This is a genomic window from Streptomyces sp. NPDC001156, assembly GCF_053598275.1.
In genome coordinates this window covers 1-17815 of record NZ_JBSFJX010000169.1, presented here as the reverse complement: position 1 = coordinate 17815, position 17815 = coordinate 1, and the positions used below count along the sequence as shown (strand labels likewise).

Annotated in this window: 13 protein-coding genes and 1 pseudogene; 10 read left to right on the top strand and 4 right to left on the bottom strand. The window is 70.7% G+C overall.

Translation table 11 applies throughout. From position 1 onward, the window contains the following. Positions 1-88: 88 nt before the first annotated feature. From ACWDA7_RS40300 to mmpA, 3 genes and pseudogenes are all read left to right on the top strand, one after another. Positions 89-304 (top strand): annotated as a pseudogene (locus tag ACWDA7_RS40300) (plasmid stabilization protein); the annotation flags it as partial. Between the two features lie 34 nt (positions 305-338). Next, positions 339-1049 carry an endonuclease V gene (locus ACWDA7_RS40295; protein ID WP_450611437.1) on the top strand — a complete coding sequence of 237 codons (711 nt, stop codon included), beginning with the start codon at positions 339-341 and terminating at the stop codon, positions 1047-1049. 61 nt (positions 1050-1110) lie between these two features. After that, positions 1111-1257, top strand: coding sequence for a morphogenic membrane protein MmpA (gene mmpA, locus ACWDA7_RS40290; protein ID WP_450611435.1), 147 nt, complete (start codon positions 1111-1113; stop codon positions 1255-1257). Positions 1258-1394: 137 nt separating this feature from the next. Here the strand turns inward: mmpA and ACWDA7_RS40285 are convergent, their stop codons facing one another. Continuing rightward, positions 1395-1826: a hypothetical protein gene (locus tag ACWDA7_RS40285; RefSeq protein WP_450611433.1), complete on the bottom strand. Its 432-nt coding sequence runs from the start codon at positions 1824-1826 to the stop codon at positions 1395-1397. A gap of 109 nt (positions 1827-1935) precedes the next feature. Then, on the bottom strand, positions 1936-3111 hold the full coding sequence (locus ACWDA7_RS40280) for a saccharopine dehydrogenase family protein (RefSeq protein WP_450611431.1): 1176 nt from the start codon (positions 3109-3111) through the stop codon (positions 1936-1938). A 205-nt stretch (positions 3112-3316) separates the two neighbouring features. Between ACWDA7_RS40280 and ACWDA7_RS40275 the strand changes: the two genes are divergently transcribed. From ACWDA7_RS40275 to ACWDA7_RS40260, 4 genes are all read left to right on the top strand, one after another. Beyond that, complete coding sequence (locus ACWDA7_RS40275; RefSeq protein WP_450611429.1) at positions 3317-4453, top strand: CaiB/BaiF CoA transferase family protein; 1137 nt, start codon at positions 3317-3319, stop codon at positions 4451-4453. Between the two features lie 220 nt (positions 4454-4673). After that, positions 4674-5816: an acyl-CoA dehydrogenase family protein gene (locus ACWDA7_RS40270; RefSeq protein WP_450611427.1), complete on the top strand. Its 1143-nt coding sequence runs from the start codon at positions 4674-4676 to the stop codon at positions 5814-5816. 22 nt (positions 5817-5838) lie between these two features. Beyond that, entirely contained in the window at positions 5839-7053 is a 1215-nt protein-coding gene (locus ACWDA7_RS40265; RefSeq protein WP_359399446.1) for an acetyl-CoA C-acetyltransferase, read from the top strand. A 41-nt stretch (positions 7054-7094) separates the two neighbouring features. Next, positions 7095-9275, top strand: coding sequence for a 3-hydroxyacyl-CoA dehydrogenase NAD-binding domain-containing protein (locus ACWDA7_RS40260; RefSeq protein ID WP_450611425.1), 2181 nt, complete (start codon positions 7095-7097; stop codon positions 9273-9275). 33 nt (positions 9276-9308) lie between these two features. On the opposite strand, the gene ACWDA7_RS40255 is transcribed toward ACWDA7_RS40260, so the two are convergent. Continuing rightward, on the bottom strand, positions 9309-10025 hold the full coding sequence (locus ACWDA7_RS40255; RefSeq protein ID WP_450611423.1) for a MerR family transcriptional regulator: 717 nt from the start codon (positions 10023-10025) through the stop codon (positions 9309-9311). Positions 10026-10302: 277 nt separating this feature from the next. Here ACWDA7_RS40255 and ACWDA7_RS40250 point away from each other — a divergent pair, with 277 nt between their 5' ends. Next, the gene (locus tag ACWDA7_RS40250; RefSeq protein WP_450611421.1) at positions 10303-11769 is read left to right on the top strand and encodes an amino acid permease; all 1467 of its coding nucleotides are present in this window, start codon (positions 10303-10305) and stop codon (positions 11767-11769) included. 135 nt (positions 11770-11904) lie between these two features. Here the strand turns inward: ACWDA7_RS40250 and ACWDA7_RS40245 are convergent, their stop codons facing one another. Next, a complete protein-coding gene (locus tag ACWDA7_RS40245; RefSeq protein ID WP_450611419.1) occupies positions 11905-13398 on the bottom strand; it encodes a M1 family metallopeptidase in 1494 nt (497 codons plus the stop codon). A 228-nt stretch (positions 13399-13626) separates the two neighbouring features. Here ACWDA7_RS40245 and ACWDA7_RS40240 point away from each other — a divergent pair, with 228 nt between their 5' ends. Continuing rightward, complete coding sequence (locus tag ACWDA7_RS40240; protein ID WP_450611417.1) at positions 13627-15582, top strand: Xaa-Pro dipeptidyl-peptidase; 1956 nt, start codon at positions 13627-13629, stop codon at positions 15580-15582. A gap of 227 nt (positions 15583-15809) precedes the next feature. Further along, positions 15810-17450: an ABC-F family ATP-binding cassette domain-containing protein gene (locus ACWDA7_RS40235; protein WP_450611415.1), complete on the top strand. Its 1641-nt coding sequence runs from the start codon at positions 15810-15812 to the stop codon at positions 17448-17450. The last annotated feature ends 365 nt before the right edge of the window (positions 17451-17815 follow it).

The window sequence follows — 17815 nt, the reverse complement described above, 5'->3', positions numbered from 1 at the left end:
CTGGGGGCGAAACCCCGTTTCCTGCCCTGCTCCGCAGGGGTCCGATTCCTCCCCGGCCTGAAGGCCGGGGCGTCCTCGGAGGCATTTGGTGAACAAGGAGCGCGCCCGCTCCGGTGAGTCCAGGACCGCGAGCCGCACGTCGACCCAGGACATGTCGTCCGGCAGACGCGGCGGTCTGCGCTCGGGCCAGGGCTCGCAGGGGCCCACGTACGACCAGCTGTACGAGGAGGCGAAGCAGCGAGGCATCCGCGGCCGTTCCGACATGAACAAGAGCGAGTTGCAGCGGGCGCTGGGCCGCAAGTGACGGCGGACCGCGGGGTCGTACGCTCGACAGCACCATGACGACCGTGCGCATCCCCGCGGGCTGGCCCGCGACCGAAGCCGAAGCCCGTGCCGTGCAGGACGAGTTGCGGGGCCGGGTGGTGCTCGACGAACCGGGGCCGGCGCCCGGTACCGGCCGTGTGACGGGGGTCGACGTCGCCTACGACGACGAACGCGGAGTGGTCGCGGCGGCGGCCGTGGCCCTGGACGCGGCGACGCTCGCCGTGGTGGCCGAGGCCACGGCCGTCGGCGAGGTGTCGTTCCCCTACGTCCCGGGTCTGCTGGCCTTCCGCGAGATCCCGACGGTCCTGGCGGCACTGCAGGCCCTGGGCGGCGATCCCGGACTCGTCGTCTGCGACGGGTACGGTCTCGCCCATCCACGCCGCTTCGGCCTGGCGAGCCACCTCGGGGTCCTCACGGGACTACCCACGATCGGCGTGGCCAAGAACCCCTTCACCTTCACCTACGCGGAGCCTGCCGCCGCGCGCGGCAGCACGAGCCCGCTGCTCGCGGACGGCGAGGAGGTCGGCCGGGCTCTGCGCACGCAGCGGGGCGTCAAGCCGGTGTTCGTCTCCGTGGGCCACCGGGTCAGCCTCCAGAACGCCTGCGCCCACACCCTGGCATTCGCCCCGAAGTTCCGTGTCCCGGAGTCGACCCGCCGGGCCGACGCCCTGTGCCGCGCGGCCCTGAAGGAGGCGGTCGCCCGATCCGGCGCGCACGCCGACTGAGTACGGCGACTGAGTACGCGCACGGATGTGGCCGGATCGCGCCCCTCGGCAGGCTGGGGCCATGACAACGCACCGTGCCCCCAAGTCCGCGAGTCATCCCGTCGAGGCCGTCGAGCGCGCCGTGACGGTCTCACTGCTGCTCGCGGCCCTCGCGGGGCTCGCCTGGATCGGCGGGATGGTCTACACCCTTCTGGAGTGGCCCTTCTAGGGCGTGCGCCGAAGGGTGGGCGAGCGGCCCGGCCGACCGCGGCGCGGACCAGGGGGCACCTGAGCGACGGCATGCGCCCCGGGTCCGCAACGGCATCCCGTGACGGGACCTCCCTAGCCGCTGACGCTGCGTGCGAGTCAGGGGCTGAGCGTGCTGCGCAAGATCCGCTCTTTGTAGGTCTCATCACCGGGCAAGGGGACGATCAGCCAACTGCCGGGCGGGAAGAGTCTCCCCTTCACGTAGGCAAGACCGCCGTGGACGGACCGCAGGAACGCCGGGACGGAGTCACGGGGCACGTCCTCGAAGTCCACGCCGTCGACGGTGATCTTCGCGTCGCCCTCCGGGAAGATCCGGACGGTCATGGCAGGGGAGCCCCCCAGCTCGACGAAGGCCTCGTGCGGCAGCGAGCCGTCCGGGTCGAGGACCGTGAACACCCCCGCCGAGGTACGGCGGGACGTCTGGTCTGCGCCGATGTCGTCGGTGACGGTGATCGCCAGGTGGTACTCCCGCGCGATCTCACGGATCGCCATGACTGCGGCCTCGGTGCTCGCCAGATGCGGATGCTCCATGGCCCCGATCATGCCCCACGGGTGGTGGGCGCACCCCGGTGTCGGAGGAACTGCGTGACAGCGGTGACAGCGCAGACCAGGACGTGCGAACAGCCCCTGGGAGCGAGCCCTACCGCAGGGCCGCCGTGCGGAAGGTGATGCCGCCCGCGCGGAGCCGGTCGATGAGCGCGTCGCCCATTGCCTCGACGGTCGTGACCTGCCCCGACGTGCACGGCAGGTCGTCGAGGGCGAGGCTCAGGGCCGACTCGGCGAACATCTTCGCCGTCTCGTCGTACCCCGGATCACCGCCCGCGACCTCGGTGTACACGCGCCGTCCGCCGCCCTCGCCCACGAAGCGCACCGAGAACCAGCTCTTCGCCCGCCGCTGCGGGCTCGGCCCGTCCCCGGGACGGATCCGCCCCGACAGCCATCGGCGGGCGGGCGGCACTTGGGCGGCGGCGAACAGGCTGCTCACGGCCGCGACACCGCCCAGAGCGTACGGCAGGGTCTCGACGGCGGCGTAGTGCCGGTAGCGGAAGTCGGGCCCGTACCGCTGCAGCGCCCGGGCCGACCTGCGCACCACCTGTGCGTCGATGGTGGGCAGCGGCAGCGCCCACGCCCCGACCTCCTTGGCGAACCGCGGGGCGCCCAGCGGCGCCTGCGCCCGGCGCCCCAGCAGGCGGGGCTCGTGGCGCCCGCGCTCCCGCGCTGCGGCAAGCATCTGGGGGCCGCGCGCCATCTGGCCCAGCGCGGAGGCGAACGTGCCGCCCGAGAACATCGCCTGCGAGCGGACGAATCCGTCGACGGCCAGCGGCACGCCCTCGGGGAGCTGCCGCACGGTGAAGAAGGCCCCGAGGTCGTGCGGAACGGAGTCGAACCCGCAGGAGTGCACGAGCCGGGCCCCGGTCTCCCGCGCGCGTGCGTCGTGCCGCACATACATGAGGTCGACGAACTCGGCCTCGCCGGACAGGTCCAGGTAGTCGGTGCCCGCGTCGGCGCAGGCCGCCACCAGCTCCTCGCCGTACTCCAGATAGGGCCCCACCGTGGTGGCGAGCACGCGCGTGTGACCGGCCAGTTCGCGCAGTGACTCCGGATCCGATACATCCGCCTGGAGTACTCCGGGAGCGGTGCCGCCGGGGAGACGTTCGCACAGCCGCTCCAGCTTCTCGGTGCTGCGCCCGGCCACCGCCCAGCGCAGCCCATCGGGCGCGTGCTCGGCAAGGTACTCCGCGGTGAGCACACCCACGAAACCGGTGGCTCCGAACAGCACGATGTCGTACGTGCGATCCGTTTTCAGCCTGCCCATGACACCTCTCAGCCCGCGCCGTTGTCGGTGGCCGAGGCTAGCGTGAGACGCGACCGGCTGGTCGACGAGGTCGGGGTGCGCGGGCCGCCGGTGGGTACTGTGGCGAATTTGACTAAGCGCTTGCTCGTGTGAGTATTGCCGAGACTGCAACACGTTCTTAACATCGTCGGTGTCACATCGGTTGTGTCACGGAGCTGGGGGCTTGATGGCAGTGGCAAGGACGCCGGGGCACGGCCCCCTGGCCGGCGTGCGCGTCGTCGAGCTCGCGGGCATCGGCCCGGGCCCGTTCGCCGGCATGCTCCTCGCCGACCTCGGCGCCGACGTGGTCCGTGTGGACCGCCCGCACGGATCGGGGCTCGCCATCAACCCCGAGTACGACGTCACCAACCGCAACAAGCGCTCGGTGATCGTCGACCTGAAGGCCGAGGACGGCCCGGCCCGCGTCCTGGACCTCGTCGACCGCGCGGACATCCTCATCGAGGGCTACCGCCCCGGCGTCGCCGAACGCCTCGGCGTCGGCCCCGAGACCTGCCACGCGCGCAACCCCGCGCTCGTCTACGGCCGTATGACCGGCTGGGGCCAGGAGGGCCCGCTGGCCCCGCGCGCCGGACACGACATCGCGTACATCGCGCTCACCGGCACCCTCGGCATGATCGGTGACCCGGACTCGCCGCCCGCGATCCCGGCCAACCTCGTCGGCGACTACGCGGGCGGCTCCCTCTACCTGGTCGTCGGCATCCTCGCCGCCCTTCACCACGCGCGCGCGACGGGCGTCGGACAGGTGGTGGACGCGGCCATCGTCGACGGCGCCGCGCATCTGGCCTCGATGATCCATGGCATGCTCGCCGCCGGATCCTGGCAGGACCGCCGCCGCGCCAACCTCCTGGACGGCGGCTGCCCCTTCTACGGCACCTACAAGACCGCCGACGGGCAGTACATGGCCGTCGGCGCACTCGAGCAGCAGTTCTACGAGGAGTTCGTGCAGCTGCTCGGCGTCGAGGACCAGGCCTCCGCCCGCAAGGACGTCGCCCACTGGGGCGAGCTGCGGGAGGTGGTCGCGGCCCGCTTCAAGACCCGTACACGCGACGAGTGGACCGCGGTCTTCGAGGGCTCCGACGCGTGCGTGGCCCCGGTCCTCTCGCTGCGCGAGGCCCCCGCGCACCCCCATCTCGCCGCCCGCGGCACCTTCACGGACCACGGCGGACTCACTCAGCCGGCGCCCGCGCCCCGCTTCTCGGTGACCCATACCTCCGTGCGCAGCGGACCCGCGCAACCCGGCGCCGACACCGCGGACGTGGCACGCGACTGGGACGTACCCCGGCTACTCCAGGACGGCGACTGATGGAGCTCTCGATCCCGCTCGACTACGCGTCCGACCCCCGGCGGGCGGCCGACGACGCCGCGGTGCTGGAGTCCGCCGGCCTGGACGCCGCCTGGGTCGCCGCGTGTCGAGGCTTTCCGCGCAGCGGGGGTCGACATGCTGAACGTCACGCCGGTCGGCCCGGATCCGGCCCGGCTGATCGAGACCGTCAAGGGCTGGCTGTGAGGAGGGCGTACGCCGGATGAAGCGGCAGATCTACGGCGCCGAGCACGAGGCGTTCCGCGAGACCGTGCGCGCCTTTCTGGCCAGGGAGGTGCTGCCCCACTACGACCAGTGGGAAAAGGACGGCATCGTCTCCCGTGCCGTCTGGCGGGCGGCCGGCAGGCAGGGACTGCTGGGACTCGCCGTGCCCGAGGAGTACGGGGGCGGCGGGACGGACGACTTCCGCTACAGCGCCGTGCTCGTGGAGGAGTTCACCCGGGCCGGGGCGTCCGGGCTCGCGGTCGGGCTGCACAACGACATCATCGGCCCGTATCTGACGGGCCTGGCCACCGAGGAGCAGAAGCGGCGCTGGCTGCCCGGCTTCTGCGATGGCTCGCTCATCACCGCCATCGCCATGACCGAGCCCGGCGCCGGCTCCGACCTGCAGGGCATCAGGACACGTGCCGAGGACAAGGGCGACCACTGGCTCCTCAACGGCTCCAAGACCTTCATCTCCAACGGCATCCTCGCCGACCTGGTGATCGTCGTGGCCCGCACGACCCCCGAGGGCGGGGCGCACGGCCTCTCGCTGCTCGTGGTCGAGCGCGGCATGGAGGGCTTCGAGCGCGGCCGCAACCTCGACAAGATCGGGCAGAAGGCGCAGGACACGGCCGAGTTGTTCTTCCACGATGTGCGGGTGCCCAAGGACAACCTGCTCGGCGACCTCAACGGCGCCTTCGGGCACCTGATGACAAACCTGGTCCAGGAGCGGCTGAACATCGCCGTCGCCGGGATCGCCGCGGCCGAGCACGTGCTGGAGATCACCACCGAGTACGTCAAGGAACGCGAGGCCTTCGGACGTCCGCTCGGCAGGCTGCAGCACATCCGCTTCGAGATAGCGGAGATGGCGACCGAGTGCGCCGTCACCCGCACCTTCCTGGACCGCTGCATCGCCGACCACGCGAGGGGGGAACTCGATGCCGTGCACGCCTCCATGGCCAAGTGGTGGGCGACCGAACTGCAGAAGCGGGTCGCGGACCGCTGTCTGCAACTGCACGGCGGCTACGGATACATGACGGAGCACCGCGTGGCCAGGGCCTTCACCGACGGCCGCATCCAGACCATCTACGGCGGGACCACCGAGATCATGAAGGAGATCATCGGTCGTTCCCTGCTCGGCTGACCCTCCCCGAAAGGCTTGACCAGTGAGCACCGAAGCGTATGTGTACGACGCGATCCGCACCCCGCGCGGACGCGGCAAGGCCAATGGCGCCCTGCACGGCACCAAGCCCATCGACCTGGTGACCGGACTCATCCACGAGGTCCGGCGGCGTTTCCCGGACCTCGACCCGGCCGCGATCGACGACGTCGTGCTCGGTGTCGTGGGCCCGGTCGGCGACCAGGGCTCCGACATCGCCCGGATCGCGGCGATCGCCGCCGGATTGCCCGACACCGTCGCCGGCGTCCAGGAGAACCGCTTCTGTGCCTCCGGCCTCGAAGCCGTGAACCTGGCGGCCGCGAAGATCCGCTCCGGCTGGGAGGACCTGGTGCTCGCCGGCGGCGTCGAGTCGATGTCGCGGGTGCCGATGGCCTCGGACGGCGGCGCATGGTTCGCCGACCCCATGACCAACATGGCCACCAACTTCGTGCCGCAGGGCATCGGCGCCGACCTCATCGCCACCATCGAGGGCTTCTCCCGCCGGGATGTCGACGAGTACGCGGCGCTGTCCCAGGAGCGGGCCGCGGCCGCCTGGAAGGACAGCCGCTTCGAGAAGTCCGTGGTACCCGTGAAGGACCGCAGCGGGCTCGTCGTCCTCGACCACGACGAGCACATGCGGCCCGGCACCACCGCCGACTCCCTCGCGAAGCTCAAGCCGTCATTCGCGGACATCGGCGAGCTGGGCGGCTTCGACGCGGTGGCGCTGCAGAAGTACCACTGGGTCGAGCAGATCGACCACGTCCACCACGCGGGCAACTCCTCCGGCATCGTCGACGGCGCGGCGCTCGTCGCCATCGGCTCCAAGGAGGTCGGCGAGCGGTACGGGCTGCGGCCGCGCGCCCGGATCGTCTCCGCGGCGGTCTCCGGCTCCGAGCCGACCATCATGCTGACCGGTCCCGCGCCCGCCACCCGCAAGGCGCTTGCCAAGGCCGGACTGACGATCGACGACATCGACCTGATCGAGATCAACGAGGCGTTCGCCGCGGTCGTGCTGCGCTTCGTCAAGGACATGGGGATCTCGCTGGACAAGGTCAACGTCAACGGCGGCGCCATCGCCCTGGGCCACCCGCTGGGCGCGACCGGCGCGATGATCCTCGGCACGCTGGTGGACGAGCTGGAGCGGCAGGACAAGCGGTACGGGCTGGCCACGCTGTGCGTGGGCGGCGGCATGGGCATCGCCACCGTCGTCGAGCGCGTCTGACCACCCCCAACGGATCGAACGGATCTTACGGAGCACCCCTGATGAGCACTGAGTCCACCACCATCCGCTGGGAACAGGACGACACCGGCATCGTCACCCTCGTCCTCGACGACCCCAACCAGTCCGCGAACACCATGACCCAGGCGTTCAAGGAGTCCATCGCCGCGGTCGCCGAGCGCGCCGAGGCCGAGAAGGACTCCATCCGCGGCATCATCTACGCCTCCGCCAAGAAGACCTTCTTCGCGGGCGGCGACCTGAAGGACATGATGAAGGCCGGCCCGGAGGACGCCCAGCAGGCGTTCGACATGGGTGTCGCGATCAAGAAGTCCCTGCGGCGCATCGAGACCCTCGGCAAGCCGGTCGTCGCGGCGATCAACGGCGCGGCCCTGGGCGGCGGCTACGAGATCGCCCTCGCCTCCCACCACCGCATCGCCCTGGACGCTCCCGGCTCCAAGATCGGCCTGCCCGAGGTCACCCTCGGTCTGCTCCCCGCGGGCGGCGGAGTCACCCGCACCGTCCGCCTGATGGGCATCACCGACGCCCTGCTGAAGGTGCTGCTGCAGGGCACCCAGTACTCGCCGGCGCGTGCCCTGGAGAACGGCCTGGTCCACGAGGTGGCCGCCACTCGCGAGGAGATGCTGGACAAGGCCCGCGCCTTCATCGACGCCAACCCCGAGTCTCAGCAGCCCTGGGACAAGCCGGGGTACAAGATCCCGGGCGGTACGCCGTCCAACCCGAAGTTCGCCGCCAACCTGCCCGCCTTCCCGGCCAACCTGAAGAAGCAGCTGAACGGCGCCCCCTACCCGGCCCCGCGCAACATCCTCGCGGCCGCCGTCGAGGGCTCCCAGGTCGACTTCGAGACCGCGCTGACCATCGAGGCGCGGTACTTCACGGAGCTGGTCACGGGGCAGACCGCGAAGAACATGATCCAGGCGTTCTTCTTCGACCTTCAGGCCGTCAACTCCGGCGCCAACCGCCCGCAGGGCATCGAGCCCCGCCAGGTCCGCAAGGTCGCCGTCCTCGGCGCCGGGATGATGGGCGCGGGCATCGCCTACTCCTGCGCCCGCGCGGGCATCGAGGTCGTCCTCAAGGACGTCGCCCTGGAGGCGGCCGTCAAGGGCAAGGGCTACTCCGAGAAGCTGTGCGCGAAGGCGGTCGCCAAGGGCCGTACGACCCAGGAGAAGGCGGACGCGTTGCTCGCCCGCATCACGCCCACCGCCGAGGCCGCCGACCTTGCGGGCTGCGACGCGGTCATCGAGGCGGTCTTCGAGGACCCGGCGCTCAAGCACAAGGTGTTCCAGGAGATCGAGAACATCGTCGAGCCCGACGCGCTGCTGTGCTCCAACACCTCGACCCTGCCGATCACCGCACTCGCCGATGGTGTGGAGCGGCAGGCCGACTTCATCGGACTGCACTTCTTCTCGCCCGTCGACAAGATGCCGCTCGTCGAGATCATCAAGGGGAAGCGGACCGGCGACGAGGCGCTGGCACGCGCCTTCGACCTGGTCCGGCAGATCAACAAGACGCCGATCGTCGTCAATGACTCGCGCGGCTTCTTCACCTCCCGGGTGATCGGCCACTTCATCAACGAGGGCGTCGCGATGGTCGGCGAGGGCATCGAGCCCGCGTCCATCGAGCAGGCGGCGGCCCAGGCCGGCTACCCGGCCAAGGTCCTCTCCCTGATGGACGAGCTGACGCTCACCCTGCCGCGGAAGATCCGCAACGAGTCGAAGCGTGCGGTTCAGGAGGCGGGCGGCACCTACACCCCGCATCCGGCCGAGGCCGTCATCGACCGCATGGTCGACGAGTTCGGCCGCACCGGGCGCAGCGGCGGGGCCGGCTTCTACGAGTACGGCGAGGACGGCAAGCGCGGCCGGCTGTGGCCGGGGCTGCGGGAGCAGTTCACCAAGCCGGGCCACACGATCCCCTTCGAGGACATGCAGGAGCGCATGCTGTTCTCCGAGGCGCTGGACACCGTCCGGCTCCTTGAGGAGGGCGTGCTCACCTCCGTCGCCGACGCCAACATCGGTTCGATCTTCGGCATCGGCTTCCCCGGCTGGACCGGTGGCGTCCTGCAGTACATCAACGGCTACGAGGGCGGTCTGCCGGGCTTCGTGTCCCGCGCGCGGGAACTCGCGGAGCGGTACGGCGAGCGGTTCACGCCGCCCGCGCTGCTGGTGGAGAAGGCGGAGAAGGGGGAGCGCTTCACCGACGCGCGCTGACGCGGGCCGGTGCGGCTCGGGGACCCGCGGGGATCAGGAGTCTCCCGCGGGTCCTCCGTCCGTGAGCCACTCCCGCAGCTCCTCCTTCAGGGAGCGCTGGAAGCTGGTGAGCAGGGCCTGGACCACCAGCGGGTGCATGTGTGCGGACAGGGACTTCACGGCGGTGGAGTCGCGCTCGGCGACCGCGTCGCGGAACAGGTGCGACAGCTCGCGTGCCGCCGCGCGCGAATGCTCGATGAGCACGGCCCGGGCCGCGAGGATCGTCTCCAGGCCGAAGGGAACATCGAGGAGTTCGACCCCGAGCCGGAGCAGGCCCGGGTCCACGCGATACGCACCGTCCTCGTCCGGTACGGCCGCGTTCATCGCCGTGAGCAGCTCGAGGTCCTCCGCGTCGAGCAGCCGCCCCGCCCGCCGTTCCAGCTCCTCGCGGGGCAGGGTCTCCACCGTGTCCGGCCCCCAGGACGCCACGACGGCGCGGTGGAGGGCGAGATCCCGGGCGCTCACGTCCGCCGGCAACTGCTGCAGATGGCGCTCGATCGCCGCCAGGGTCATGCCCTGGTGCTGCAGCTCTTCGATGAGCGCCAGCCGGGCCAGATGCCCGGGACCGTAGTGACCCACGCGCCGCGGGCCGATCACGGGCGGTGGGAGGAGCCCTTTGGCGCTGTAGAAGCGGACGGTGCGGACCGTGACGCCCGCACGCGCGGCGAGCTCGTCGACGGTGAGCGTCTGCTCCTCGGTCTCGGTCGTCATGTACAGCAGTATCGCTGTCTCACCAGAACTGTGACACTCATAGGGTCCCATCACGGCTACATGGCGAACAGTCGAGCGCAATATGACCGGCGGGTGATGTTCAGGTAACGATCACGTGAGATGTGCCCCTCTGTGAGGTCCGCCACCGCGTGCGGGGCGATCTCTGCGGGAAGGTGACGCCTTGGTCTGTGCCACGTCAGGGGTGGCCGGACCATGCCCCGATCCGGACACCCGCGCACCATCCCTGCGCCGGGCGCACCAGAGAGTAGATCCACTCGTGAGCAAGGACGCCGTGAACACGGCCGTGGTCGCATCCCGCACCGATGCCGCCCGGACGCCCGCGGATGCAGGCGACGCCGGCTACAGCAAGGACCTCAAGGCCCGCCACGTCAACATGATCGCGATCGGTGGCGCCATAGGCACCGGTTTGTTCCTGGGCGCCGGCGGCAGACTGCACAACGCCGGTCCCGCACTGGCCGTCGCCTACCTGGTGTGCGGCGTCTTCGCCTTCTTCGTCGTCCGCGCCCTCGGCGAGCTGGTCCTGTACCGGCCGTCGTCCGGGTCCTTCGTGTCGTACGCCCGTGAGTTCCTCGGTGAGAAGGGCGCCTACGTCGCCGGCTGGATGTATTTCCTCAACTGGTCGACGACCGGTATCGCCGACATCACCGCCATCGCGCTCTACACCCACTACTGGAGTTTCTTCACCTCCGTCCCGCAATGGGTGCTCGCCCTGATCGCCCTCGCGGTCGTCCTGGCCGTGAACCTGATCTCGGTGAAGATCTTCGGCGAGATGGAGTTCTGGTTCGCGATCATCAAGGTCGCCACGCTGGTGAGCTTCATGTTCGTCGGCATCTTCCTGCTGGCCACGCAGCACAAGGTCGGGGGCGAGACGCCGGGTCTGAGCGTGATCACCGACCACGGCGGGATCCTGCCGCACGGCCTGATGCCCGTCGTCCTGGTGATGCAGGGCGTGATCTTCGCGTACGCGGCCCTCGAGCTGGTCGGCGTCGCGGCGGGCGAGACCGCCGAGCCGGAGAAGGTCGTCCCGCGCGCGGTGAACTCGATCATGTGGCGTGTGGGCCTGTTCTACGTCGGTTCGGTGGTCCTGCTGGCGCTGCTGCTGCCGGGCTCGGTGTACTCCGGCGACGAGAGCCCCTTCGTCACGGTGCTGTCGAAGATAGGCGTCCAGGGGGCGGGTGACGTGATGAACCTGGTCGTCCTGACCGCCGCGATGTCCTCGCTGAACTCCGGCCTGTACTCCACGGGCCGCATCCTGCGCTCCATGGCCATGGCGGGCTCCGCGCCCAAGTTCACGGCCCGGATGAACCGGAGCCAGGTCCCCTACGGCGGCATCCTGCTGACCTGTGCGGTGTGCGTGCTTGGCGTCGTACTGAACTACCGCTTGCCGAGTCAGGCATTCGAGATCGTGCTGAACGTGGCGTCCCTCGGGATCGTCAGCACCTGGGTGATCATCATGGTCTGTCACCTGGTCTTCGTCCGCCGTGCCAAGGCGGGTCTCGTCGCCCGGCCGTCCTTCCGGCTGCCCGGCAGCCCGGTCACGGAGATCGTCACGATCGCCTTCCTGCTGGGCGTGCTCGGCCTGATGTGGAACGACCCCGAGGTCGGCCGCAAGACGCTGATGCTCATCCCCGTCATCGCCGTTCTGCTCGTCGGCGGCTGGTTCGCACTCCGCCGCAGGATCTCGGACGCCGCGGACCGGGAACTGTCCGACTTCACGAAGTAGCGGCTGACGGGCCGGTGCCGGTCACGGAGACGTCCGCGACGGGCCTGGACGCCCTCCCGGCCCGCGCGGCCGAGGCGGAATCAGCACCACGGTGAGGCGGCACGGCGCCGAGCCCGTGCCGCCCGAGCGCGAGGCTCAGCCGCCGTGCGCGTCGTTTGTCGTCTCGATCTTCTTCCACGACTTCGGTGCGGTGGGAGCGGTGGCCGCCCGTGCCACGGCCGCCGTGGGTGCCGCGGGTGCGGACGGCTTCGACGGCTGGAACAGCCAGGTGTCGAACAGCGCGGCCAGCGGCTTTCCGGACACCTTCTCCGCGTACGCCTGGAAGTCGGCGACCGAGGCGTTGCCGTACGGGTGCTGCTTCGGCCAGCCCTTCAGGATGGCGAAGAACGCGTCGTCGCCGACCTCGTTGCGCAGAGCCTGGATGGCGAGCGCGCCCCGGTCGTAGACCGCCGTGTCGAACTGGTTGTCCGGCCCCGGGTCACCCGGCTTGACCGTCCAGAACGCGTCGTCGGCCGGATGGGAGGCGTACACGTAGTCCGCCAGCTGCTGTGTCGTGCCCTCGCCCTCGTGCTCCGACCACAGCCACTGCGCATACCGCGCGAAGCCCTCGTTGATCCAGATGTCCTTCCAGCCCTTCAGCGACACGTCGTCGCCGTACCACTGGTGCGCCAGCTCGTGGACGACGACGGACGTGTTCGAGCCGTTCGCGAACTGCTTGGGGCTGTAGTACACGCGGGTCTGCGTCTCCAGGGCGTACCCGGTGGTCGTGTTCGGGACGTACCCCCCGACCGAGTTGAAGGGGTAGGGCCCGAAGTAGCCGGTCAGCCAGTCGACGATCTCCCCGGTCCGTTCCACGCTCGCCCGCGCGGCCCCGTCGTTGTCCCCGAGGTCCTTGCTGTAGGCGTTGACGACCGGCACGCCGTCCGACGTCTGCCCGGTCGTGATGTCGAACCTGCCGATCGCCAGCGTGGTGAGATACGTCGCCTGCGGCTTGTTGGACCGCCAGTTGTAGCGGGTCCAGCCGAGCTTCGAACTCGTCGACTGCAGCGTGCCGTTGGAGATCGCCTGCGTACCGTCCGGCACGGCCACCGACACGTCGTAGGTCGCCTTGTCGAGTGGATGGTCGTTGCTGGGGTACCACCACCACGCCGCCTCGGGCTCGTCCGCCGCCACCGCGCCGTCCGGGGTGCGGTGCCAGGTGGTGAAGCCGTACGCGCTCTTCGTGGACGGCACACCGCTGTAGCGGACCACGACGGTGACCGGCGTGCCCTTGGGTAGCGGGGTGGCCGGGGTGATCTGGAGTTCGTGCTGACCGGAGGTGGCGAACGCCGCCTTCGCGCCGTTGACCCGCACCTCGCTCACGTCCAGCAGGAAGTCGAGGTCGAACCGGGAGAGGTTCTGCGTGGTGGTGGCGAGAATGGTCGCCGTGCCCGCCAGGTCGTCCGTCTGCGGCTGGTAGGTGAGCCGGAGGTCGTAGTGGGAGACGTCGTATCCGCCGTTGCCGTAGTACGGGTAGTAGGGGTCGCCGATACCCGGTGCGCCGGGCTGGAAGCCGGCCGCCGATGCCGGGATCGCCAGCAGCAGGGAAGCCGCCGCGAGCGCGCCCGGGGCGATGAGTCTGCGGTGCACGAGAGCTCCAAGTCATAGGGGCACGAGGTCAGTTCGGACCCTATTCAGTCCCTGTGAGACCAGGCATGTCCATGGCGCCCCCTGTCACACGATCGCCATCCGGCCGTCATGACCGCAACCGTCCCGCAGTGCTTTCCCGGTGTTTTCCCGGCCATACGGTCCCTTCTGTCCGCCGCGCCGTCAGTTGCCCTCTTCTGAACGGGAGTTGTCACCTGTACCGTCCCGCGCATGCCGAAACGCACGCGCTACACGATCTGGCGACAGCTCGCGACCGCGGCCGTGGCCGCCCTGCTGGCCGCCTTCCTCACCCCGTCGGCCGCCCACGGTGCGCCACGCGAGAGCCGGCCCGTCTACTCGTACGCGAACGCCGTCCGTGAGTCCGTCTGGGTCGACACCGGGCTGGACGGCGACGCCGACGGCAGGAACGACCGGGTCGCCGTCGACATCGTCCGGCCGCGCGAACCCGCCGCGCAGGGCCGCAAGATCCCTGTGATCATGGACGCCAGCCCGTACTACTCCTGCTGCGGGCGCGGCAACGAGAACCAGTTGAAGACGTACGACGCCGCGGGCCACGTCGTCCAGATGCCGCTTTTCTACGACAACTACTTCGTTCCGCGCGGCTATGCGTTCGTCGGCGTCGACCTGGCCGGAACCAATCGCTCCGACGGCTGCGTGGACGTCGGCGGACGCTCCGACATCCAGTCCGCCAAGGCCGTGATCGACTGGCTGAACGGCCGCGCCAAGGGCTACACCACCCGCACCGGCTCCGCCCGGGCCAAGGCGACCTGGACCAACGGCAACACCGGCATGATCGGCAAAAGCTGGGACGGCACCATCGCCAACGGCGTCGCCGCCACCGGCGTGAAGGGCCTGAAGACCATCGTGCCGATCAGCGCCATCTCCTCCTGGTACGACTACTACTTCGCCAAGGGCGCGCCCCTGTACGACTCGGGGCCCGACTGGCTCTCCGACTACGTCGACAGCCCCGCCGCCCGCGCCAAGTGCGCCGCCGTGCAGCACAAGCTCGTCGACGGGGCGCCCCGCACCGGTGACTGGACGCCGCTGTGGACCGAGCGCGACTACGTCAAGGACGCGAGCAAGGTGCGGGCCAGCGTCTTCCTCGTGCACGGCATGCAGGACCTCAACGTCCGCACCAAGCACTTCGGCCAGTGGTGGAACGCCCTCGCGGAGAACGGTGTCCACCGCAAGATCTGGCTGTCCCAGACGGGCCACGTCGACCCCTTCGACTACCGGCGCGGGGCATGGGTGGACACCCTGCACCGCTGGTTCGACCACGAACTCCTCGGCTACGACAACGGCATCGACCGCGAGCCCATGGCCGACATCGAGCGCCACCCCGACCAGTGGGCCGCCTCCGCGCTCTGGCCGCCGCGGGGCACGGCGACGACCACCCTGCGTCCGGGACAGGGCTCCCAGGCGGGTGTCGGCGCCCTCGGCCTGCACAGCGGCGCGGGCACCGAGACCTTCACCGACGACCCGCGGCTGAGCGAGACCGACTGGGCCGCGCACATCGACGAGTCCACCCCCGGCAAGGCCGGGTTCGTCACCCGACCCCTGTCGAGGGACCTGCGCGTGTCCGGCTCCTCCACGGTGACCGTCACCGTCACCCCGACCACCTCCACGGCTCATCTCTCCGCCGTGCTGGTCGACCTCGGCCCCGACACGATCCGGGACTACGCCGACTCCGGCGAGGGCATCACCACGCTCACCGGCCGCACCTGCTGGGGCGCGAGCACGGCCGGTGACAGCGCCTGCTTCAAGGCCACCGAGGCCAAGAAGGCGGACGTCGGCTTCACCGTGTTCAGCCGGGGCTGGGCGGACCTCGGCAACTACGCCTCGGACGGCAAGGGTGTACCGCTCACCCCGGGCCGCGCGTACCGGATCACGCTCGACCTGGCCGCGACCGACCATGTCGTCCCCAAGGGCCACCGGCTCGCGCTGATCGTCGCGGGCACCGACAAGGACCTCATCGACCCTCCGTCCACCACCCCCACGCTGACCGTCGACCTCGCCCGTACGTCGGCCCGCGTGCCGCTCGTCGGCGGGGCGGCCGCGTTCGCCCGCGCGGTCTCCGGCTCCTCGTCCGCCGCTCCCGCGCCCACCGGCCTGGACGGCGTGCGGCACCCGGACACCCTCCACCGTGTTCCGGGAGACAGCCGCTGATCGAGCGACGACTGCCGGACGTCGACCACTGACGGCACGAGAGGCGGCCGGGCCCACGGGCCCGGCCGCCGGTTGACGGCGCGGCCCCGCGGGGCCCGGACCGCCCGGCGCGACGGTGGCGGTGGGGGCCGGCCGCGCGAGCCGCCCCGGGGGGCCGGCCCCCCCCGCCGGTCGACGTCCGGTGTGATTGGGCCGGGCGTCCCACGCTGGTTAGGATCGGCTCTCTGATGACTGCCACTCTCGTCGCCAAGGACCTCGCCGCCGGGCACGGCGACCGCTCGCTCTTCTCCGGGCTCGACCTCGTCGTCGCCCCCGGTGACGTGATCGGACTCGTCGGAGCCAACGGGGCCGGCAAGTCCACCCTGCTGCGGATGCTCGCCGGACTGATCACCCCGGAGCGCGGCGAGCTGCGCCTGTCCCCGCCGACCGCCACGGTCGGCCATCTGCCGCAGGAGCCGGAGCGGCGGCCGGACGAGACGGTCCGCGCGTTCCTGGCGCGCCGTACGGGGGTGGCCGAGGCACAGCGGCTGATGGACGAGGCGACGCAGGGGCTCGTCGACGGCACGCCCGGTGCCGACGACGCCTACGCGGTGAGCCTGGAGCGCTGGCTCGGGCTCGGCGGCGCGGACCTCGACGAACGAGCCGAGGAGGTCGCCGACTCGCTCGGCCTCGGTGTCGGTCTCGACCAGCCGATGACGTCCCTGTCCGGCGGCCAGGCGGCCCGCGCCGGGCTCGCCTCACTGCTGCTGTCCCGCTACGACGTGTTCCTGCTCGACGAGCCGACGAACGACCTCGACCTGGACGGCCTGGAGCGCCTGGAACGCTTCGTCGGCGGACTCCGCGCCGGGACGGTTGTCGTCAGCCACGACCGCGAGTTCCTCACCCGCACCGTCACCAAGGTCCTCGAACTCGACCTCGCACAACGGCAGATCAACCTGTACGGCGGCGGATACGAGGCCTACCTGGAGGAGCGCGAGACGGCCCGTCGGCACGCCCGTGAGGACTACGAGGAGTACGCCGACAAGAAGGCCGCCCTCCAGGACCGGGCCCAGATGCAGCGTTCCTGGATGGACAAGGGCGTGAAGAACGCCCGGCGCAAGGCGGGCAACGACAACGACAAGATCGGCCGCAAGTTCCGCAGCGAGTCCAGCGAGAAGCAGGCGGCCAAGGCCCGGCAGACCCAGCGCATGATCGAACGCCTGGACGTGGTCGAGGAGCCCCGCAAGGAGTGGGAGCTGCGCATGGAGATCGCCGCGGCCCCGCGTTCGGGCGCGGTCGTGGCCACACTGAGGGACGCGGAGGTACGGCGCGGGGACTTCACCTTCGGTCCGGTGTCCCTGCAACTGGACTGGGCGGACCGGGTCGCGGTGACGGGCGCGAACGGCGCGGGCAAGTCGACGCTGCTCGGCGCCTTGCTGGGCCGCGTCCCCCTGGACGCCGGCCATGCCACTCTCGGCTCCGGCGTCCTGGTCGGCGAGGTCGACCAGGCACGCGGGCTGTTCCACGGCCCCCAGCCCCTGCTGGACGCGTTCTGCGCCGCGGTCCCGGACACGGAACCGGCGGACGTACGCACCCTGCTCGCCAAGTTCGGGCTGAAGGCCGACCACGTCCTGCGCCCGGCGGCGACCCTCTCGCCGGGCGAGCGCACGAGGGCCGCCCTCGCCCTGCTTCAGGGCCAGGGCGTCAACCTCCTCGTCCTCGACGAGCCGACCAACCACCTCGACCTCCCGGCCATCGAGCAGCTCGAGTCGGCCCTGGACTCCTACGAAGGCACACTGCTCCTGGTCACGCACGACCGCCGGATGCTGGACGCGGTGCGGGTGAATCGCCGCCTGGAGGTGGCGGACGGCAAGGTGACGGAGCGCTAAGAGTCATCCCGTGATGGGATGCCGTCCGACCAGTTCCCGTTCGGGAGTGCCACGCCTGTGGGTGGGGCGTTCCCTGCTGGGGCGGCTGTTCCGACGTGGGCCTTGTGCCGCTCGCGCGCGGGTCGGGTCTCATTCGGGGTGGGCCGGTACCGGTCGGTGGTATTTCGCCGAGCAGAGGCCCGCTGGCCGGGAACTCCCGGACGGCGGACTGCCGCGTGGGTGCGGCCCCTGCGGGGGTGGGCACCGCGCTGCGGTTGACTCGACAGGGCTTCTTGCAGCCCTTGTGCAAACAAGATCTGTGTGGTGCGCGCCTGGACGGTGTCCAGGCGCGCGGGGCTGGGGTGGGGGGGGGTGGGGTGGCGGGT